Origin of the sequence: Rhizomonospora bruguierae (assembly GCF_018397995.1) — a bacterium.
Taxonomy (GTDB): domain Bacteria; phylum Actinomycetota; class Actinomycetes; order Mycobacteriales; family Micromonosporaceae; genus Rhizomonospora; species Rhizomonospora bruguierae.
In genome coordinates this window covers 38,515-56,566 of the sequence record NZ_BBQH01000033.1, presented here as the reverse complement: position 1 = coordinate 56,566, position 18,052 = coordinate 38,515, and the positions used below count along the sequence as shown (strand labels likewise).

Genomic DNA, 18,052 nt, shown 5'->3' with positions numbered 1-18,052 from the left:
CGGTCAAGACAGGGAGAGGCCCCGAATGGGTGCTGTGCTCAGCATCGTGGTTCCGATCTACAATGTTGCGCCCTATTTGTCCGACTGCCTCGGCTCCCTCGCCAGCCAGGCTTACCGGGACCTCGAAGTGATCATGGTCGACGACGGGTCCACTGACGACAGCGCCCGGATCGCCGCCGACTTCGCCGCCCAGGACGGCCGGTTCCGGCTGGTCAGCCAGGAGAACAAGGGCCTCGGTGCCGCCCGCAACACCGGGGTACGACACGCCTCCGGCGCGTACCTGATGTTCGTGGACAGCGACGACGTGCTGCCCTCGTACGCCCTGTCGACGCTGGTGGCCGCGCTGGAGCAGTCCGGTTCGGACTTCGCCACCGGCAACGCGTACCGGCTGAACTCGCGGGGCGTGCGACAGTCCCCACTGCACAAGCCGATCTTCGCGGAGACCCGGCTGCGCACCCACGTGACCCGCGAGCGGCGGCTGCTGGAGGACCGGACCGCGTGGAACAAGGTGTTCCGCCGGCAGTTCTGGGACAAGCACCGGCTCAGCTTCCCCGAGGGTGTGCTCTACGAGGACACGCCGGTGATGGTCCCGGCGCACGTGCTGGCCGGCTCGGTCGACGTGCTGCAGGTGCCGGTCTACTACTGGCGCCAGCGGGAGGGCCCGGACCGGTCCATCACCCAGCGCCGCGACGAGCTGAAGGGCTTCGTCGACCGGATCACCGGGGTGGACTTCGTGAGCCGGTTCCTCGCCGAGCAGAAGCAGAAGAAGGTCAAGGGCTGGTACGACGCGGCCGCGCTGCGCAGCGACCTCATGATCTTCATGAAGGTACTGCCCGATGTGGACGACGAGTACCGGCGCGAGTTCCTGGACCGGTGCAACGACTTCCTGGACCGGGTCGACCCGAACGTGCTCCCCGACCTGCACACGAAGATCCAACTGCACTGGCACCTGGTCCGTCAGCGGATGATGGACGAACTGCTCACGCTCATCACCGCCACCCGGCACATGCCGAAGACCCCGATCGTGTGGCGCGGCCTCAAGCGGTACCACGAACTGCCGTTCCTGGACGACAAGCGCCCGGAGCTGCCGCGCCAGATGTTCCTGGCCGGCACGCCCAAGCCGCGCACCAAACTGCACGAGGTGACCTGGGAGGGCGACCGGCTGCACCTGCGCGGGCACGCGTTCATCCAGGGCATGGGCGCCAACCGGCCGTGGAACGCGGCCCGGCTGGTCACGGTGAGCAAGGGTGAGCGGACGGTGCACGCCCCGGCCCGGCCCCGCCGCTGCCCGGACGCGACCGCCGACACGATCCTGCCGACCGTCGGCTACGACTGGTCCGGGTTCGAGGCCACCATCGACGTGGGCAAGCTGCGCAACCCCGACGGCACCTGGGGCAGCGGCCGGTGGCCGGTGACCGTCGGCGTGGTCGGCCCGACCCAGGCCAGCCGCGGGCCGCTGTACCCCGGCGGCTCCGGTAACGGCATCCGGCTCACCAGCCACTACGTCGCCGACGATGTGCGGGTCACCCCGATCATCGACAACCGGGCGGTGGCGCTGCAGATCGAGCGGGTGGCCGCCCGCGCGGACCGGACCCGGCTCGTGGACGACAGCGTCGAGATCGGCGGGGTGCTCGCCGCCGGTACGCCCGACAGCGTCGCCATCCAGCTCTCCCGGGCCGCCGGCGTGGTGTGGCGCACCTACACGGCGCGGGTCACCGGCGGCCGCTTCCTGGTCCGGATCCCGCTCGCCGACCTGCGCGCCGAGGTGGCCCCGGACGTGCCGATGCTGATCGGCGAGGTGGGCGACCGCTGGCAGGTGGAGGCGGTCACCGGGCCGGACCGCGGCGATGTGCACCCGGTCGTGGCCGATCGGGACTTCCCCGAGTTGCGCGCCTCGTCCGAGGGGCGGGAACTGTGGCTCAAGCGCAGTCCCGACGGCCACCTGGAGCTGGACCTGCTGCCCACCGGCCCGGCGGTCACCGAGGCGGCGTGGACCGGCGGCCGGCTCGTCCTGCGCGGCGACCTGCCCGAGCCGGGCCCCGCCGGCGACTGGTCGGAGGCGGCGGTGGTGCTGCGGGTCTGGGGCGCCAAGGAGGAGCGCTCGTTCCCGATGCGGATCTCCGGACGCTCCTGGCAGGTCGAGATCGACCCGGTGGCGGTGCCGACCTACGCCGGCCTGGTGCAGTTGCGCACCGGTACCTGGGACCTGTTCTGCCGCGCCTCGCACGGCCCGGAGGCGCCGCTGTGGCACCTGCCGTTCGCGTCCGGCGCGCTGAACCGGCTGCCGATGCCGGCCGGCCTGGCGCACCGGGAGATCAGCCTGGAGCGCCAGCACCACGAGCGGACCGTGCTGCGCGTCAGGCCGGCGCTCGACTTCGACGAGCGGGGCCCGTACTGGCAGGACCGGCTGTGCCGCCGCGAGTACCCGGCGCTGCGCCGCCACCCGCTGCGCGACGCGGTGCTCTACAACAGCTTCACCGGCCGCCAGTACTCCGACAGCCCGCGCGCGGTGCACGAGGAACTGGTCCGGCAGGGCCACGACCTGGAGCACCTGTGGGTGGTCCGGGACGGGCAGGTGGCGCTGCCGGAGACCGCCACGGCGGTGCGCCTGTCGGGCCGCGACTGGTACGAGGCGCTGGCGACCAGCCGGTACATCGTCACCAACCAGCACCTGCCCGAGTGGTTCCAGCGGCGCGAGGGTCAGGTGGTCGTGCAGACCTGGCACGGCACCCCGCTCAAGCGGATCGGCCACGACATCGCCGACGTGCGCTTCGCCGACCCGGGGTACCTGCAGAAGGTGGACCAGGAGACGCCGAACTGGTCGTTCCTGCTCTCGCCCAACCGGTTCAGCACGCCGATCCTGCGGCGGGCCTTCCGGTACTCCGGCGAGATGCTGGAGGTCGGGTACCCGCGCAACGACATCCTCTACGCGGAGCGGGAGCCGGTCGCCGCCCGGGTGCGCGCCCAGTTGGGGCTGCCCGAGGGCCGCAAGGTCGTGCTGTACGCGCCGACCTGGCGGGACGACCAGTTCTACGGCCCCGGCCGGTACAAGATGTCGATGAGGCTCGACCTGGACCGGGCCGCCGAACGGCTCGCCGATGACCACGTGCTGCTGGTGCGCCGGCACCCCAACGTGGTGGACGAACTGCCGCGCAGTGGCGACGGCTTCGTCTGGGACGTCTCCACCTACCCGGACATCGCCGACCTGCTCGCGGTCACCGACGTGCTCGTCACCGACTACTCGTCGGTGATGTTCGACTTCGCCAACACCCGCCGCCCGATGCTCTTCTTCACCTACGACCTGGAGCACTACCGGGACCGGCTGCGCGGCTTCTACTTCGACTTCGAGGCCGAGGCGCCCGGCCCGCTGCTGGCCACCTCCGACGAGGTGATCGAGGCGGTCCGGGACGCGGCGGCGGCGGCCGCCCGGCACGCCGAGGCGTACGCCCGGTTCGTCGAGCGCGCCTGCGACCTGGACGACGGACACGCCACGCAGCGGCTCGTGAGCAGAATGCTGTCCGCCGGCGGCACGCGGTGAGGTAATCAAGTCGTCACACCTGGAACATGGCACGTTTACCCGATAGGCCATCCCCATGATGCTGGTCACAGTTACAGGTGTCCCGCCCGCGTGCGTAGGCGGTTATTCAGCGTGACCAGAAACGGGCCACGCGGGGGGCCCGTATCTGTCAACTGGGGAGGTGTGACGGGTGACCACCGTCGCGCTCAAGGACGTCACCAAGATTTTCCCGGACGGGACGGTGGCGGTCGACAACGTCAGCCTCGACGTGGGCGACGGCGAGTTCATGGTGCTCCTCGGCCCCTCGGGCTGCGGCAAGTCCACCGTCCTGCGGATGGTGGCCGGGTTGGAGGACCCGACCAGCGGCGCCATCATGATGGACGGCGAACTCGCCAACGACCTGCCGCCGCGCGACCGTCGTATCGCCATGGTGTTCCAGGATTTCGCGCTGTACCCGCACATGACAGTCGGCGACAACATCGCCTTCCCGCTGCGACTGTCCGGCATCGAACCGGTCCCGCGGGGTGAGCGGGTGGCCGACGTGGCCGCCGCCCTCGGCATCGGCGACGTGCTGGGTCGCAAGCCCAGCCAGCTGTCCGGCGGCCAACGCCAGCGGGTGGCCATGGGGCGGGCCATCGTCCGCCGCCCCGGGCTGTTCCTGATGGACGAGCCGCTGTCCAACCTGGACAGTGGACTGCGCGCCGAACTGCGTGCGGAGATCTCCGGACTGGTCCGGGAACTGGGCGTCAGCACCATCTACGTCACCCACGACCAGGCCGAGGCGCTCACCATGGCCGACCGGGTCGCCATCATGCGCAAGGGTGTCCTCCAGGACGTGGGCACGCCCACCCAGGTGTACGGGCGCCCCGCCACCCTGTACGTGGCGGCGTTCCTGGGCAGCCCCCGGATGAACCTGCTCGAGGCGTCCGTCTACGTGCACCTGGACCGGTACATCGCGCTGAACCTGGGCGAGCAGGCGCTGTACCTGCCCTGGGACGACATCCGCGCCCGGGCCGTCTCGCACTACCACGGCGAGCGCATCGTCATCGGCATGCGGGCCGAGGCGCTGACGCCGGTCGCCCCGGACACCGCCGGGGACGTGCTCCAGGGCCGCATCCGCTACCTGGAGCACCACGGCCACGAGTCGCTGGCGTTCCTGGACATCGGCGCCACCGCCGTGATGGTGGACGAGCTGGGCGGGACGCCGGCGGAGACCGCCGGGCACTCGCGCGGCGGCCGGCTCAGCCAGGTCATGCAGCGGATCACCGGCCGGGGCCCGGAGCGCCCGGCCGGGCGGCGGAACGGCCGGGACAGCGTGCTCAGCGACCCGGGCCGGCACAGCCGCCGCCCCGCCGAGCTGGCGGTGCGCCTGGCGCCGTACCCCGCCGTTACGCCCGGCCACCCGCTGGCCGTGCAGGTCCGTATGGACGCCCTGCACTTCTTCGACGACCGCGGTGACCGCATCGACGTCGGGTGGCGCTGACGTGACCGGTGCGGCCGGGGGCCGGCGGTGCCCGGTCGCACCGATGATCGAGTGTGGTAACGGCCTTCGTCGCTAGCCGAGGACCCCCGCCAGCCAGCGCAGCTTTTCCCGGTCGTGGTAGCCGGCGCCGCCCTCGTGCGTGTTGAACGGGTACTCGCGGATCTGCTTCGCCCCGCCGTACCCGTTGTACGCGGCGTACACGGTGGACGGCGGGCACACCTCGTCCATCAGCCCGACGGAGAACAGCGCCGGGGCGTTCGCCCGCCGGCACAGCACCGCGACGTCGAAGTAGGCGAGCGTGCGGTAGACCGCGTCCACCCGGCCCCGGTGGATCTTCAGGTAGTTCTTGATCTCCGCGTACGGGTAGCTGTCGACGAGCGTGGTGGCCCGCGGGAAGTCGCACAGGAACGGCACGTCCGGCGCCGCCGCGGCCAGGTCGTCCACCAGCCCGGCGGCGGCGAGGGTGATCCCGCCGCCCTGGCTGCCCCCGGTCACCGCCACCCGGGAGGCATCCACCGCCGGGTGCGTCCGCACCGCCTCCACGGCCCGCACCGCGTCCGTGAAGACCCGCCGGTAGTAGTAGGTCGCGGGGTCCATGATCCCGCGGGTCATGAACCCCGGGATGGATGGCGCACCGGCGGCCGGCTCGGCGTCGTCGGTGTCCCCGACCGACCAGGCCGAACCCTGCCCGCGCGTGTCCATCACGAAGTGCGCGTACCCGGCCTGCGCGAACAGGTTCCGCTCGTGTGGCAGCCCGCGCCCGCCGCCGTAGCCGATGTACTCGACCACCGCCGGCAGCGGACCGGCGCCGCCCGCCGGCAGGTGCAGCCAGCCGCGGATCGGCGCGCCGCCGTAACCCGCGAAGGTCACGTCGTACGTGTCGATCACGGTCAGGCCCGTGTCGATCGCCGTGAAGGTGGCGGCCAGCTCGTGCTTGCGCGCCTCGGCCAGCGTCTCGGCCCAGAACTCGGCAAAATCGTCGGGGACGCGCAGCTCGGGAGCGTAGGTGCGGAGCTGCTCGGCCGGCAGGTCGAACCAGGACATTCGACGATCTTCGCAGGCCGGGGGCCCCGGGGGTAGACCCGGACCGCATCGTGGCGTGTACGCTACTCGTACTAACGTCCGTATCTCGCACAGTATCGGGAGTGCCGCCCATGACCGAGGCCTACCTCGTCGCCGGAGTCCGCACCCCGATCGGCCGGTACGGCGGCGCCCTGACCCCGGTCCGCCCCGACGACCTCGCCGCGCACGCGATCCGCACGCTCACCGAGCGGCTCCCCGCCGTGGACTGGTCCGCCGTCGACGACGTGCTCCTCGGCTGCGCCAACCAGGCCGGCGAGGACAACCGCAACGTCGCCCGGATGGCCGCCCTGCTCGCCGGCCTCCCCGACGCGGTACCCGGCGGCACCGTCAACCGCCTCTGCGGCTCCGGCCTCGACGCCGTCGCCGCCGCCGCCCGGGCCATCCGCGCCGGCGAGGCCGACCTGGTCATCGCTGGCGGCGTCGAGAGCATGAGCCGCGCGCCGTTCGTCATCCCGAAGGCGGAGACCGCGTACTCCCGCTCCAGCGAGATCCACGACACCACCCTCGGCTGGCGCTTCGTCAACCCGGCCATCCGGCAGCGGTACGGCATCGACTCGATGCCCGAGACCGCCGAGAACGTCGCCGCCGAATACGGCATCAGCCGCGCCGACCAGGACGCCTTCGCCCTGCGCTCCCAGCAACGCGCCGCCAGGGCCCAGGCCAATGGCCGCCTCGCCGCCGAGATCGTCCCGGTTCCGGTACCCGGCCGGCGCGGCGCGGTCACCGTCGTCGACACCGACGAACACCCCCGCGAAACCTCCCTGGACAGGCTGGCCGCCCTGCCCACCCCGTTCCGCGACGGCGGCACGGTCACCGCCGGCAACTCCTCCGGCGTCAACGACGGCGCCGCCGCCCTCCTCGTCGCCAGCGCCCCCGCCCTCACCCGCTACGGACTGACCCCCCTGGCCCGCGTCGACGCCGCTGCCGCCGCCGGGGTCCCGCCCCGCGTCATGGGCGTCGGCCCGATCCCCGCCACCCGGCGCCTGCTCGCCCGCACCGACCTGACCCTCGCCGACATCGACATCGTCGAACTCAACGAGGCGTTCGCCGCCCAGGCCCTCGCCGTCCTGCGCGACCTCGGCCTCCCCGACGACGCCGAGCACGTCAACCCCAACGGCGGCGCCATCGCGCTCGGCCACCCCCTCGGCATGAGCGGCGCCCGCCTGGCCCTCACCGCCGCCCTCGAACTGGACCGCACCGGCAGCCGCCGCGCCCTGTGCACCATGTGCATCGGCGTCGGCCAGGGCATCGCCCTCCTGCTCTCCCGGCCCTGACTCCCACTCCCCACCCCGCCCACTCATCGCTCAAGGCCCCGGCGCGGGCCACGGGTGTGACATCCTGGCACGAGAGCGCCGGGAAGGGGGCCGCGATGGACGATGCGCGCTTCACCGAGGGCCTGCTCAACCTGGCTGAAGCCGGCCGGTACCTGCACGTGCCCCGCCAGACGTTCCACCGGTGGGCGCGCGGCTACCGGCGGGGGGAGCCGCTGCTGCACGTCATCGGCAAGGGCGAGACGTCGCTGCCGGTCACCTTCATCGCCCTCGCGGAGGCGCACGTCCTCGACGCGCTCCGCGACGCCGGTGTCCGCCCGCAGCGGATCCGGCCAGCGCTCCAGCGGCTGCAGGAGGAGTTCGGCCGGAAGTACGTGCTGGTCGCCCCCGAACTGGCCACCGACGGGATCGATGTGCTCTGGGACTTCGCGCGCAGCGAGGCGGGGCACGGCCTGATCGCCGGGGACACCGGGCAGCACGTCATTCGGGAGATCGTCGCCGATCACCTTGAGTACATCGCCTGGGACGAGCGGGGCGTTCCGAAACAGCTCGAACTGCGACACTGGCAGCCGTCCAAGGTGGTCGTCGACGTGCGCCGCGCGTTCGGACAGCCGTACTTCGCGGGCACTGGGACCCGGGTCGCGGACGTTGCCGGACTGGTCAAGGCGGGTGAGAGAGCTGAAGCGGTCGCCGAGGAGTTCGGCCTCTCCATCGGGGACGTCCGCACCGCCGCCCGCATCCTCCTGGGCCGCGCCGCCTGAGTTCTACATCGACGAGAACATGGCGGGCCGTACGGTCCGCAGGTTCATCGCCGACCTCGGCTATGCGGTACACACTCCGGCCGAGGTCTTCGGGCGGGAACGGCTCGAAGCGGGACTGCGGGACGAGGACTGGTTGGCGGTCGTCGGCTCGCGGGGCTGGGTCGTCTTCTGCCGTGACCAGCACATCCTCGACCGGGAGTGGGAATTGCGCGCCTATCTCGCCGCCAGGTGCACATGTTCCTCTTTCCCGGCAGCGTCCCGCTCGCCGGGATTCTCGACCTGTTGACCGTCAACCTCGCGCAGATCGGGGCGCTGGCGGTGGCGCGCAGGGCCAACGTCTACTGGCTGACGAGGACCGGCGTAGTCGAGTACCAGCGCCGGGCGGCGACGCGGGGCCGGCGCCGCCGGGGCTAACGGCGCGGCCGGGTTACCGGCGGGTGCGGGGGGAGTTGCCGGCTACGCGGAGGTCGGCGTCGATGCGGGCGGTGGCGGCGAGCAGGGGTGGGAGCAGGTCGCGGCGCATGGACTCGACGCTGTTGCGGCTGGCGTGGACGGAGATGTTGACGGCGGCGACGACGGTGCCGGTGCGGTCGCGGATGGGGGCGGCGATCGAGCGCAGGCCCTCCTCCAGTTCCTGGTCGACGATCGCGTAGCCCTGCGCCCGAACCCGGCGCAGTTCGGTGCCCAGTACCGGGGTGGTCGTGATGGTGCGGGCGGTGAGGCGGGTGAGGACGGCACGGGAGAGGTACTTCTCGATGGCGTCGTCGGGTTGGCTGGCGAGCAGGACGCGGCCCATGGAGGTGGCGTAGGCCGGGAACCGGGTGCCGACGTTGATGGCGACGGTCATGATCCGGCTGGTGGGGACGCGGGCGACGTAGACGATGTCGTCGCCGTCGAGGACGCACATGGAGGAGGACTCGTGTACCTCGGCGACCAGGCGCTCCAGGTGCGGCTCGGCGACCTCCGGGAGGGAGAGGCTGGACAGGAACGCGTAGCCGAGTTCCAGGACGCGGGGGGTGAGGGAGAACAGCCGGCCGTCGGTGCGCACGTAGCCGAGGTCGGCGAGGGTGAGCAGGAAGCGGCGGGCGGCGGCGCGGGTGAGGTCGCAGAGCCGGGCCACCTCGCTGAGGGTCAGTTCGGGGTGGCGGGCGTCGAAGGCGCGGATGACGGCGAGCCCGCGTTCCAGCGACTGCACGTGGTGCGGTTCGCGGGTCGCGGCCTCGGGGCGCAGGTCAGTCGGCTGCTCGGTCATCGGCTCCCCCGGGCTGGTCGGCTAGAGCAAGGTACCCCAGGGTGCGCTGCGCGACGGCGTACGCCGCGTTCGCGGCGGGGACGCCGGCGTAGACGGCGGTGTGCAGGATGACCTCGCCGATTTCCGCCGGGGTCAGCCCGTTGCGCCGGGCGGCCCGCACGTGCATTTCCAGTTCCTGGTGGCAGTGCAGGGCGGTGAGGACGGCGAGGGTGATGCAGCTGCGGGTGCGCCGGTCCAGTTCGTCGCGGGTCCAGACGCTGCCCCAGGCGTACCGGGTGATGAAGTCCTGGAACGGTGCGGTGAGGTCGGTGGTGTTGGCGACGGCGCGGTCCACGTGCTCGTCACCCAGGACCTGCCGGCGTACGGCCATGCCGGCTTCATGGACGTCATCGGGCATTCGTCGCCTCCAGCATCACAGCGCCTTCAGGATCAGCGGGGTGGCCGCGTCGGCGCGCTCGTAGGTGGCCAGGTGCGCGGCGTGGTCGAGGATGGCCAGCCGGGCGCCGGGGATCGCGCGGGCGATGAGTTCGGCGTGGGGTGGCGGCGTGGCGGGGTCGTCGGCGCCGGCGAGGACCAGCGTGGGTGCCGCGATCCGGGGCAGGTCGGGGCGCTGGTCCATGACTTCGATGGCGGAGCAGGCCGCGGCGTAGCCCTCCGTCGGGGTGGCGGCGACCATGGCGCGTAGCGCGGCGACCCGCTCCGGGTGGGCGGCGGCGTATGCCGGGGTGAGCCAGCGGGCCACGACGGCGTCCGCGACCGCGCCGGTGCCGCCGGTGGACAGATCGGCGCCCAGCGAGTTGATCATCAGGACGGGCGGGGCGTCCGGCGCGCCGTCGACGCGGTGGTGGACCTCCACGGCGGTCATCGGCCGGCCGCCCGCAGGGCGCGGTCGATCAGTTCGCCGGCGCTGCCGAGGTACGTGGCGGGGTCGAGCAGCCGGACCAGTTCGCCGGGGGAGAGGTGCGCGGTGATCCGGGGGTCGCCAGCGAGGTTCCCGGACGCCGACCGCACCACCTCGTGGGCCGCGCCCGCGCCGAGCACCGGGCGCAGCGCGGCGCTGACCCGCTCCGCGAGCAGGTCACCGCCGGTGAGGTCGAGGTTGGCGCGCATCCGCGCCGCGTCGACCTCCAGCGCGTCGAGGCTGGCGCGCAGCCAGTGCGCCGCCGAACCGGTGGACTCGATCAGGGCGCGCAGCGGGCGCCACTCGGCGTGCCAGCCACCCGCGGCGCGCTGGTGCTCCTGCGGCATCGCGGCGAGCAGCGTGGCGACCAGGCCGGGTGCCTGCGCGGCGCAGGCGGCCGCGCTGACCGCCCGGATCGGGTTGCGCTTGTGCGGCAGCGTGGACGATCCGCCGCCCGGTCCGGCCTCGGCGACCTCGCCCACCTCGGTCTGCGCGTAGAGGACGACATCCCGGGCGACCTTGGCCAGGGCGCCGGCGGTGGCGCCGAGCGCGCCGGCCAGATCGGCCACCCGCCCCCGCTCGGTGTGCCAGGGCACCACCGGTTCGACCAGGCCGAGTTCCGCGCAGTACGCGGCGAGCAGGTCGAGTCCGGCGTCGCCGAACGCGGCCAGGGTGCCGGCCCCGCCGCCCAGTTGACCGGCCAGCGGCACGGCGGCGAGGCGGCGGCGGGCGGCGTCCAGGCCGGTGAGCCAGCCGGCGGCGACCAGCCCGAAGGTGGTCGGCAGCGCCTGCTGGAGGAGGGTCCGGCCGGCGACCGGGGTGTGCCGGTGGGTGGCGGCGAGGGCGGCCGCCCGGTCGGCGGCGGCGGACAGGTCGGCCAGCAGCGGCACCCGGGCGCGGTGCGCCACCAGCATCGCGGCGGAGTCCATGATGTCCTGGCTCGTCGCTCCCCGGTGGACGGCTTGGGCGGTGGCCGGTGGCAGCGCCGCCCGCAGGCGGGCGACCAGCGGCACCACGGGGTTGCCGGCCCCGGTGGCCTGCGCGCCCACGTCGCCGGGGTCGACGGTGAGGCGGGCGCAGGCGGCCACCACGGCGTCCGCGTCGGCCGCCTCGACGAGGCCGACCCGGGCCTGCGCCCGCGCCAGGGCCGCCTCGGCGTCCAGCAGCGCCCGCAGCCAGGCCGCGTCCGAGACCTCGACGCGGACCGGCCCGGCGGCGAGCACGCCGTCGAACAGGCCGCCGTCAGAGGGCGAAGAAGACGGTTTCATCGTCACCCTGCAGGCGGATGTCGAACCGGTACCCGTCGTCGATCGGCCGGGCGATGAGGGTGGCGCGGCGGTCGGCCGGCACGCCCGCCAGGACCGGGTCGGCGGCGTTGGCCGCGGCCTCGTCGGCGAAGTAGATGCGGGTCACGACCCGGTTCAGCAACCCTCGCGCCAGCACCGACACCGCGATGTGCGGCGCCTGCTCCACCCCGCCCGGGCCGGGTACCCGGCCGGGCTTGCGGGTCAGGATGGCGTACCCGCCGCCGTCGTCGGTCGGGCAGCGGCCGAAACCGCGGAACTCGGTGTGCCGGCCGCCCGGGTCGTCCGGGTGGTCGAAGTGGCCGGCCGGGTCGGCCTGCCAGGTCTCGACGAGCGCGTCCGGCAGCGGGGCGCCGTTGCCGTCGCGGACCGTGCCGCGGATCCACACGGCGCCCGGCGAGCCCTCGGGCACCACGTGCGGGCCGTCCGGCCAGGGCAGGCCGATGGCCAGGTACGGCCCGACCGTCTGGGACGGGGTGAGTCCGCCGTCGCTCATGGCCTGGTCTCCATCGGGGTCGCCTCGGTGCCGCGCAGCACGATGTCGAACCGGAACCCGAGCGCCCACTCGTCGACCGTGGCCGCGAGGTCGAAGGCCGCCACCATCCGCTGCCGGGCGCGCTCGTCCCGCACCGAGTTGACGATCGGGTCGTACCCGAACAGCGGGTCGTCCGGGAAGTACATCTGGGTGACCAGGCGCTGGGTGAACGCCCGGCCGAACAGCGAGAAGTGGATGTGCGCGGGGCGCCAGGCGTTGGCGTGGTTGCCCCAGGGGTACGCGCCCGGCTTGATCGTCACGAACCGGTAGTGGCCGGACGCGTCGGTCAGGCACCGGCCGACACCGGTGAAGTTCGGGTCCAGCGGCGCGTCGTGCCGGTCCCACTTGTGCAGGTACCGCCCGGCCGCGTTGGCCTGCCAGACCTCGACGAGGCTGTTCGGCACCGGCCGGCCGTTCTCGTCCCGGACCCGCCCGTGCACGACGATCCGCTGGCCCTGCGCCTCGCCGCCGCCCGCCCGGACCGTCAGGTCGGCGTCGGCGGCGGTGACCCGCCCCTCGCCGAGCACCGGGCCGGTCAGCTCGGTCAGCGTGTGCGGCAGCAGGACCGGCGCCTGGCTGGGCGCGCGCAGGATGGTGGACCGGTACCCGGGGGACAGCAGCGGCGGGTGGACCGTGCCGTCGTCCCGGCGGTAGACCGCGGGTGTCATGCGCTCTCCTTCGCTGGGGATGATTGCCGGACGGTGGCTTGCAGGGCGCGCAACGCGGCCAGTTCGGCGGTGGCCGGCGGCAGGGTGGTGCCGGCGGACTCCGCGATCCGCAGCGGCCACCCGGTCGCCGCCCGGGCCCGGTCGGCGGCCACGCCGGGGTGCAGGCGGGTCATGGTCAGTTCGCAGGTCCGCGGGTCGGGTTCCAGGATGCCGAGGTCCGTGATGACCGTGACGGGGCCGCGGCCGGGCAGGTTCAGCCGCTGCCGGTCGCCGGGGCCGGAGCCGTAGCCGACAGAGGTGACGAAGTCGACCCGGTCCACGAACGTGCGCGGGCTCTGCCGGACGATCACGATGACCTCCCGGCAGGACGCGGCGATCTCCGGCGCCCCGCCGGCCCCGGGCAGCCGCACCGTGGGGTCCCGGTAGTCGTCCCCGATGATCGTGGTGTTGATGTTGCCGTACCGGTCGATCTGGGCGGCGCCGAGGAAGCCGACGTCGATCCGGCCGGGCTGGAGCCAGTAGTTGAACACCTCGGGCACGGAGACCACGGCGTCCGCGGTCTCGGCGAGCACACCGTCCCCGATGGACAGTGGTAGCCGGTCCGGCTTGGCGCCGATGGTGCCGGACTCGTAGACCAGCACCAGCCCGGGCGCGTGGGTGCGGCGGGCCAGGTTGGCGGCGGTGCTGGGGAGCCCGATGCCGACGAAGCAGCGGGTCCCGTCGCGCAGCGCGCGGGCCGCCGCCACGGTCATCATCTCGTCGGAGGTCCACTCGGTCATGCCGCCAGCACACTCTCCTCCAGCCACCGGGTGAACGCGTCCCGGTCCCGGCTGATCGCGTCCCACTCCCGGTAGTAGTCGTTGTCCCGCTCGCTGAAGCCCATCGCGTACGAGGGGTGGGCGCCGCCGGGCACCCGGGCCACCCGGGTGACCGTCCACTGCGGAAGAACCACCGCGCCGGGGCGCGGCGCCAGTTCGTCCACGATCTCCTCCACCGTCACCAGGCTGCGCCGCGAGGCCAGCACGACCTCCTTCTGCACGCCCGTGATGCCCCAGAACTGCACGTTGCCGGCGCGATCCGCGCGCTGGGCGTGGACGATGCCCACGTCCGGGTTCAACGCCGGCACGGCGGCCAGCAACTCGCCGGTGAACGGGCAGGCGATCGGCTTGATCGTGGCGGTCTGGGCGGCCAGGTCGGTGCCGGTGTACCCGCGCAGCACCGCGAACGGCAGGCCGGACGCGCCGGCCACGTACCGGTTGGCCATGCCGGCGTGGCTGTGCTCCTCGATCTCCAGCGGGGCCGGCCAGCCCTTCCGCACCGCGTCCCGGAACCGGTGCAGCGAACCGACGCCGGGGTTGCCCGCCCAGGAGAAGACCAGCCGGGCCGCGCAGCCGGCGCCGATGAGCTGGTCGTACACGATGTCCGGGGTCATCCGGACCAGGGTGAGCCCGCGGCGCCGCTGCCGGATGATCTCGTGTCCGGCGGCGACCGGGATGAGGTGCGTGAAGCCCTCCAGCGCGACGGTGTCCCCGTCGCGCACCAGCTCGGCCACGGCGTCGGACAGCGAGGTGATCTCAGCCATGCGGGTTCCTCGTGCGTTTGGCGAACGGGAGTGCGTTAAGCGAACGATAGCTCATGCGACCCGGTCCCGGGGTAACGCGTCGCGGAGCGGACCCCGGGTGCATCGCGGCCTCCGTAACAGCTTGGGCATGGGGCGTTGACGTGAGCCAGAGCACGCCATACGTTCTTGATGAGAACCTACGTTCGGTAAGCGAACATAGCAATCCATCCCCTGGAGGTCTCATGCGTCGGTTACTCGTGGGGATCGCCGCGATCACCGCGCTGCTTGCCGCAACGGCCGGCTGCGGCTCGTCGCCCTCGTCCGGCGGCTCGACCTCGTCCGGCGGGACCACCCAGGTCAAGGTGGGTGTCATCCCGATCGTCGACGTGGCACCCATCTACCTCGGCAAGAACAAGGGCTTCTTCTCCAGCCGCGGCATCGACCTGAGCATGGAGACCGGCCAGGGCGGCGCGGCCATCGTCCCCGGCGTGGTCAGCGGCCAGTTCCAGTTCGGGTTCAGCAACGTCACCTCGCTGATGATCGCCCAGACCAAGAACGTCCCGATCAAGGTCGTGGCCAACGGCGTCGCGTCGACCGGCAAGGCAGGCGCGGACTTCGGCGGTGTGGCGGTCAAGGACGACAGCCCGATCAAGACGGCCAAGGACCTGGCCGGCAAGAAGGTCGCGGTCAACACGCTGAAGAACATCGGCGACACCACCGTGCGCGAGTCGGTCCGCAAGGCGGGCGGCGACCCGAGCGGCATCCAGTTCGTGGAGATGCCGTTCCCCAACATGCCGGCCGCCGTGGCCAACGGCCAGGTCGACGCGGCCTGGGTGGTCGAGCCGTCGCTGTCGGAGATCACCGGCGCGGGCGGCCGGGTGGTGGCGTGGAACTACGTCGACCCGGCACCGGACCTGACCGTCGCCGTCTACTTCACCTCCACCAAGCTGCTCGCCGACGACCCCGACCTGGTCAAGCGGTTCACCGAGGCGATGAACGAGTCGCTGGCGTACGCCGACGCGCACCCGGACGAGGTGCGGGCGGTGCTCGGCGAGTACACGGAGATCGACCCGGCGGTGCGGGCCAAGCTGACCCTCCCGAAGTGGCCCACCGAGATCAACCGGGCCGCCCTGGAGACCCTGGCCGGGCTCGGCCAGCAGGACGGCATCTTCACCGGAACCCCGGATCTTGGCAAGCTTCTGCCATGACCGCCGTACCCGATGCGGGGGCCGCGACCGCGGGTCGCGGCCCCCGCCGCGGCGAGCGCCGGTCCGGTCCGGTGCGGGGCGAGACGCTCCTGCTCGGGCTGGCCGGGCTCGCCGCCCTGCTGATCCTCATCGAGGTGCTGCCCCGCACGGGGCTGGTCTCCGCCCGGTTCCTGCCGCCCACCAGCCGGATCGCCGCGGCGCTGGCCGACCAGGCGCGCACCGCCGAGTTCTGGCGGGCGATCGGCGACACGCTGGTCGGCTGGGGCATCGGCCTGGCCATCGCGGTGGTCGCCGGGGTGGTGCTGGGCGTGCTGATCGGAGCGGTGCCGCTGCTGCGCGCGGCCACGGCGTCCACCATCGAGTTCCTGCGGCCGATCCCGTCGGTCGCGCTGATCCCGCTCGCGGTGCTGCTGTACGCCAACGGCCTCGGCTCGGTCCTGCTGCTGGTCGTCTACGCCTCGTTCTGGCAGGTGCTCATCCAGGTGCTGTACGGCGTGCAGGACGTCGACCCGGTCGCCGAGGAGACCGCCCGCAGCTACGGGCTCGGTGCCTGGGCCCGCATCCGGTACGTCCTGTGGCCGGCGGCCATGCCGTACGTGTTCACCGGCATCCGGCTCGCCGCCGCCGTCGCGCTGGTGCTGGCGGTCACCGCCCAGTTGGTGATCGGCGCGCCCGGGCTGGGCGCGAAGATCGCCGTCGCGCAGACGTCCAACGCCGTCCCGCTCATGTACGCGCTCATCGTGGTCACGGGCGTGCTCGGGGTGCTCATCAACCTGGCCGCCCGGGTCGTGGAGCGCCGGTTCCTGGCCTGGCACCAGTCGGTACGCGGAGAGGTGGCAGCCTGATGGCCGCCACGGCGCTCAAGCGGATCGGGCTGGTCCTGGGTCTGCCGGTGATCCTGTTCGCGGTCTGGTACGTGGCCACGGACAACAGCCAGAGCTTCTACGTGCCGCCGCTGCGGACCATCCTGTCCGTCTTCGACGACACCTGGACCGGCCAGCGGCTGCGGGCCGACGTGCTGCCCAGCGCACTGCGCCTGCTCGCCGGGTACGCGCTGGCGACCGTCCTCGGCGTCGGCCTCGGCGTGGTGATCGGCAGTTACCGCCGGGTGCGCGCGGTGGCCGAGCCCGTGCTGGAGTTCTTCCGGGCGATCCCGCCACCGGTGCTGGTCCCGGTCATCATGCTGTTCGCCGGCATCGGCGACGGCATGAAGGTCATCGTGATCGTCTCCGGCTGCGTCTGGCCGATCCTGCTGAACACGGTCGAGGGGGTGCGCGCGGTCGACGGCGTCCTGGCCGACACCGCCCGCTCGTACCGGATCACCGGACCCGCCCGGCTCCGGCACCTGCTGCTGCGCTCGGCCAGCCCGCAGATCATGGCCGGCATGCGGCAGGCGCTGTCCATCGCGATCATCCTCATGGTGATCAGCGAGATGTTCGCCGCCAGCAACGGGCTGGGCTTCACCATCGTGCAGTTCCAGCGCAGCTTCGCGATCCCGGAGATGTGGACCGGGATCATCCTGCTCGGGCTGCTCGGCTTCGTGCTGTCCGCGCTCTTCCGGTTCGCCGAGAACCGCGTCCTGGCCTGGTACCACGGGCTGCGCAGCGCGCAGCGCAAGTCCTGAGAGGAGAGCCCCCATGCTCGAGGTGCGCGGCCTGAACAAGGTGTACGAGGGGCACCAGCGCCGGGTCGAGGCGGTCCGCGACCTGACCTTCACCATCGACGCCGGCGACCTGGTCTGCCTGGTCGGGCCCTCCGGCTGCGGCAAGACCACGCTGCTGAAGTGCATCGCCGGCCTGCTCGCCCCCACCGCCGGCGAGGTGCTGCTGGACGGCCGGCCGGTCACCGGCCCGCCACGCGGCATGGCGGTGGTGTTCCAGGAGTACGGCCGCAGCCTGTTCCCGTGGATGAGCGTGCGGGACAACGTGGCGTTGCCGCTGAAGCAGAAGCGGGTGGCGAAGGCGCGCCGCCGCGAACTGGTCGACGAGGCGCTGGCCGCCGTCGGCCTGGCCGGCACCGAGTCGGCCTACCCGTGGCAGCTGTCCGGCGGCATGCAGCAGCGGGTGGCGATCGCCCGCGCGGTCGCGTACGAACCCGAGGTGCTGCTGATGGACGAGCCGTTCGCGGCGGTCGACGCGCAGACCCGGGCGGACCTGGAGGACCTGGTCCGGGCGCTGTGGAAGCGGCTGGGCGTGACGATCCTGTTCGTCACCCACGACATCGACGAGGCGGTGTACCTGGGGCAGCAGGTCATCATGCTGTCCGCCTCGCCGACCGTGGTGCAGGAGCGGCTGGCGATCGACCTGCCGGCCGAGCGCGACCAGCTGCACACCCGCGCGGACGCCCGCTTCACCCACCTGCGCACGCACGTCTACGAGCAGATCCAGGCCGCCAAGCGCGGTACCCGAACGGACGCCGCCGTGGCTTCGGTCGCAGAGTGATCCGGCGCAGTCCGGTGAACGCCGCCAGGTGCCAGCCCGGGCGGTAACGTGCGGCTCAGGCGGGGGC

Annotated in this window: 19 protein-coding genes; 10 read left to right on the top strand and 9 right to left on the bottom strand. The window is 72.8% G+C overall.

The window, feature by feature from the left end; all coding sequences use genetic code 11:
* The first annotated feature begins 25 nt into the window (after positions 1–25).
* Together KJS59_RS18340 and KJS59_RS18335 are read left to right on the top strand one after the other, a co-directional pair.
* Positions 26–3,538 (top strand): bifunctional glycosyltransferase/CDP-glycerol:glycerophosphate glycerophosphotransferase, encoded by a 3,513-nt coding sequence (locus KJS59_RS18340; protein ID WP_213454141.1) that lies wholly within the window; start codon positions 26–28, stop codon positions 3,536–3,538.
* A 169-nt stretch (positions 3,539–3,707) separates the two neighbouring features.
* Complete coding sequence (locus tag KJS59_RS18335; RefSeq protein ID WP_213454140.1) at positions 3,708–5,000, top strand: ABC transporter ATP-binding protein; 1,293 nt, start codon at positions 3,708–3,710, stop codon at positions 4,998–5,000.
* 72 nt (positions 5,001–5,072) lie between these two features.
* Here the strand turns inward: KJS59_RS18335 and KJS59_RS18330 are convergent, their stop codons facing one another.
* Positions 5,073–6,044: an acetylxylan esterase gene (locus KJS59_RS18330; RefSeq protein ID WP_213454139.1), complete on the bottom strand. Its 972-nt coding sequence runs from the start codon at positions 6,042–6,044 to the stop codon at positions 5,073–5,075.
* A gap of 110 nt (positions 6,045–6,154) precedes the next feature.
* Here KJS59_RS18330 and pcaF point away from each other — a divergent pair, with 110 nt between their 5' ends.
* The 4 genes from pcaF (at position 6,155) to KJS59_RS18310 (ending at position 8,529) form a co-directional block, all read left to right on the top strand.
* A complete protein-coding gene (gene pcaF, locus KJS59_RS18325; RefSeq protein WP_213454138.1) occupies positions 6,155–7,357 on the top strand; it encodes a 3-oxoadipyl-CoA thiolase in 1,203 nt (400 codons plus the stop codon).
* 95 nt (positions 7,358–7,452) lie between these two features.
* Entirely contained in the window at positions 7,453–8,115 is a 663-nt protein-coding gene (locus tag KJS59_RS18320; RefSeq protein ID WP_213454137.1) for a DUF433 domain-containing protein, read from the top strand.
* A gap of 19 nt (positions 8,116–8,134) precedes the next feature.
* Entirely contained in the window at positions 8,135–8,401 is a 267-nt protein-coding gene (locus KJS59_RS32295) for a PIN-like domain-containing protein (protein ID WP_213454136.1), read from the top strand.
* Positions 8,350–8,529, top strand: coding sequence for a hypothetical protein (locus KJS59_RS18310; protein WP_213454178.1), 180 nt, complete (start codon positions 8,350–8,352; stop codon positions 8,527–8,529). The genes KJS59_RS32295 and KJS59_RS18310 overlap by 52 nt, the downstream gene beginning before the upstream one ends.
* Before the next feature lie 13 nt (positions 8,530–8,542).
* Here KJS59_RS18310 and KJS59_RS18305 read toward each other — a convergent pair whose 3' ends face one another.
* The 8 genes from KJS59_RS18305 to KJS59_RS18270 are packed head-to-tail and all read right to left on the bottom strand — an operon-like array spanning position 8,543 to position 14,357.
* Positions 8,543–9,367 (bottom strand): IclR family transcriptional regulator domain-containing protein, encoded by an 825-nt coding sequence (locus KJS59_RS18305; RefSeq protein ID WP_213454135.1) that lies wholly within the window; start codon positions 9,365–9,367, stop codon positions 8,543–8,545.
* Positions 9,348–9,764 carry a 4-carboxymuconolactone decarboxylase gene (gene pcaC / locus KJS59_RS18300; RefSeq protein WP_213454134.1) on the bottom strand — a complete coding sequence of 139 codons (417 nt, stop codon included), beginning with the start codon at positions 9,762–9,764 and terminating at the stop codon, positions 9,348–9,350. The genes KJS59_RS18305 and pcaC overlap by 20 nt, the downstream gene beginning before the upstream one ends.
* 15 nt (positions 9,765–9,779) lie before the next feature.
* Positions 9,780–10,232: an alpha/beta fold hydrolase gene (locus KJS59_RS18295; RefSeq protein WP_213454133.1), complete on the bottom strand. Its 453-nt coding sequence runs from the start codon at positions 10,230–10,232 to the stop codon at positions 9,780–9,782.
* Positions 10,229–11,536, bottom strand: coding sequence for a 3-carboxy-cis,cis-muconate cycloisomerase (gene pcaB, locus KJS59_RS18290; RefSeq protein ID WP_213454132.1), 1,308 nt, complete (start codon positions 11,534–11,536; stop codon positions 10,229–10,231). The genes KJS59_RS18295 and pcaB overlap by 4 nt, the downstream gene beginning before the upstream one ends.
* Positions 11,511–12,068, bottom strand: coding sequence for a protocatechuate 3,4-dioxygenase subunit alpha (pcaG, locus tag KJS59_RS18285; RefSeq protein WP_213454131.1), 558 nt, complete (start codon positions 12,066–12,068; stop codon positions 11,511–11,513). The genes pcaB and pcaG overlap by 26 nt, the downstream gene beginning before the upstream one ends.
* On the bottom strand, positions 12,065–12,775 hold the full coding sequence (gene pcaH, locus KJS59_RS18280; protein WP_213454130.1) for a protocatechuate 3,4-dioxygenase subunit beta: 711 nt from the start codon (positions 12,773–12,775) through the stop codon (positions 12,065–12,067). Before pcaH ends, pcaG begins: the two co-directional genes overlap by 4 nt.
* Positions 12,772–13,554, bottom strand: a complete 783-nt coding sequence (locus tag KJS59_RS18275; protein ID WP_213454129.1) for a CoA-transferase subunit beta — start codon at positions 13,552–13,554, stop codon at positions 12,772–12,774. Before KJS59_RS18275 ends, pcaH begins: the two co-directional genes overlap by 4 nt.
* Positions 13,551–14,357, bottom strand: a complete 807-nt coding sequence (locus KJS59_RS18270) for a CoA transferase subunit A (protein WP_213454128.1) — start codon at positions 14,355–14,357, stop codon at positions 13,551–13,553. The genes KJS59_RS18275 and KJS59_RS18270 overlap by 4 nt, the downstream gene beginning before the upstream one ends.
* A gap of 221 nt (positions 14,358–14,578) precedes the next feature.
* On the opposite strand from KJS59_RS18270, the gene KJS59_RS18265 reads away from it, so the two are divergent.
* From KJS59_RS18265 to KJS59_RS18250, 4 genes are read left to right on the top strand one after another with little or no spacing between them, the layout of a single operon-like run.
* Positions 14,579–15,544 carry an ABC transporter substrate-binding protein gene (locus KJS59_RS18265; RefSeq protein WP_213454127.1) on the top strand — a complete coding sequence of 322 codons (966 nt, stop codon included), beginning with the start codon at positions 14,579–14,581 and terminating at the stop codon, positions 15,542–15,544.
* A complete protein-coding gene (locus tag KJS59_RS18260; RefSeq protein ID WP_213454126.1) occupies positions 15,541–16,389 on the top strand; it encodes an ABC transporter permease in 849 nt (282 codons plus the stop codon). The genes KJS59_RS18265 and KJS59_RS18260 overlap by 4 nt, the downstream gene beginning before the upstream one ends.
* Positions 16,389–17,168 (top strand): ABC transporter permease, encoded by a 780-nt coding sequence (locus KJS59_RS18255; protein ID WP_213454125.1) that lies wholly within the window; start codon positions 16,389–16,391, stop codon positions 17,166–17,168. Before KJS59_RS18260 ends, KJS59_RS18255 begins: the two co-directional genes overlap by 1 nt.
* 13 nt (positions 17,169–17,181) lie before the next feature.
* Positions 17,182–17,985: an ABC transporter ATP-binding protein gene (locus KJS59_RS18250; RefSeq protein WP_213454124.1), complete on the top strand. Its 804-nt coding sequence runs from the start codon at positions 17,182–17,184 to the stop codon at positions 17,983–17,985.
* Positions 17,986–18,052: the final 67 nt, after the last annotated feature.

What these genes read in the sequence shown, in the direction of transcription:
- KJS59_RS18340 (WP_213454141.1), top strand. Translation starts at nt 26, where the DNA reads ATGGGTGCTGTGCTCAGCATCGTGGTTCCGATCTACAATGTTGCGCCC.
- KJS59_RS18330 (WP_213454139.1), bottom strand. Translation starts at nt 6,044, where the DNA reads ATGTCCTGGTTCGACCTGCCGGCCGAGCAGCTCCGCACCTACGCTCCC.
- pcaF (WP_213454138.1), top strand. Translation starts at nt 6,155, where the DNA reads ATGACCGAGGCCTACCTCGTCGCCGGAGTCCGCACCCCGATCGGCCGG.
- KJS59_RS18320 (WP_213454137.1), top strand. Translation starts at nt 7,453, where the DNA reads ATGGACGATGCGCGCTTCACCGAGGGCCTGCTCAACCTGGCTGAAGCC.
- KJS59_RS32295 (WP_213454136.1), top strand. Translation starts at nt 8,135, where the DNA reads ATGGCGGGCCGTACGGTCCGCAGGTTCATCGCCGACCTCGGCTATGCG.
- KJS59_RS18310 (WP_213454178.1), top strand. Translation starts at nt 8,350, where the DNA reads ATGTTCCTCTTTCCCGGCAGCGTCCCGCTCGCCGGGATTCTCGACCTG.
- KJS59_RS18305 (WP_213454135.1), bottom strand. Translation starts at nt 9,367, where the DNA reads ATGACCGAGCAGCCGACTGACCTGCGCCCCGAGGCCGCGACCCGCGAA.
- pcaC (WP_213454134.1), bottom strand. Translation starts at nt 9,764, where the DNA reads ATGCCCGATGACGTCCATGAAGCCGGCATGGCCGTACGCCGGCAGGTC.
- KJS59_RS18295 (WP_213454133.1), bottom strand. Translation starts at nt 10,232, where the DNA reads ATGACCGCCGTGGAGGTCCACCACCGCGTCGACGGCGCGCCGGACGCC.
- pcaB (WP_213454132.1), bottom strand. Translation starts at nt 11,536, where the DNA reads ATGAAACCGTCTTCTTCGCCCTCTGACGGCGGCCTGTTCGACGGCGTG.
- pcaG (WP_213454131.1), bottom strand. Translation starts at nt 12,068, where the DNA reads ATGAGCGACGGCGGACTCACCCCGTCCCAGACGGTCGGGCCGTACCTG.
- pcaH (WP_213454130.1), bottom strand. Translation starts at nt 12,775, where the DNA reads ATGACACCCGCGGTCTACCGCCGGGACGACGGCACGGTCCACCCGCCG.
- KJS59_RS18275 (WP_213454129.1), bottom strand. Translation starts at nt 13,554, where the DNA reads ATGACCGAGTGGACCTCCGACGAGATGATGACCGTGGCGGCGGCCCGC.
- KJS59_RS18270 (WP_213454128.1), bottom strand. Translation starts at nt 14,357, where the DNA reads ATGGCTGAGATCACCTCGCTGTCCGACGCCGTGGCCGAGCTGGTGCGC.
- KJS59_RS18265 (WP_213454127.1), top strand. Translation starts at nt 14,579, where the DNA reads ATGCGTCGGTTACTCGTGGGGATCGCCGCGATCACCGCGCTGCTTGCC.
- KJS59_RS18260 (WP_213454126.1), top strand. Translation starts at nt 15,541, where the DNA reads ATGACCGCCGTACCCGATGCGGGGGCCGCGACCGCGGGTCGCGGCCCC.
- KJS59_RS18255 (WP_213454125.1), top strand. Translation starts at nt 16,389, where the DNA reads ATGGCCGCCACGGCGCTCAAGCGGATCGGGCTGGTCCTGGGTCTGCCG.
- KJS59_RS18250 (WP_213454124.1), top strand. Translation starts at nt 17,182, where the DNA reads ATGCTCGAGGTGCGCGGCCTGAACAAGGTGTACGAGGGGCACCAGCGC.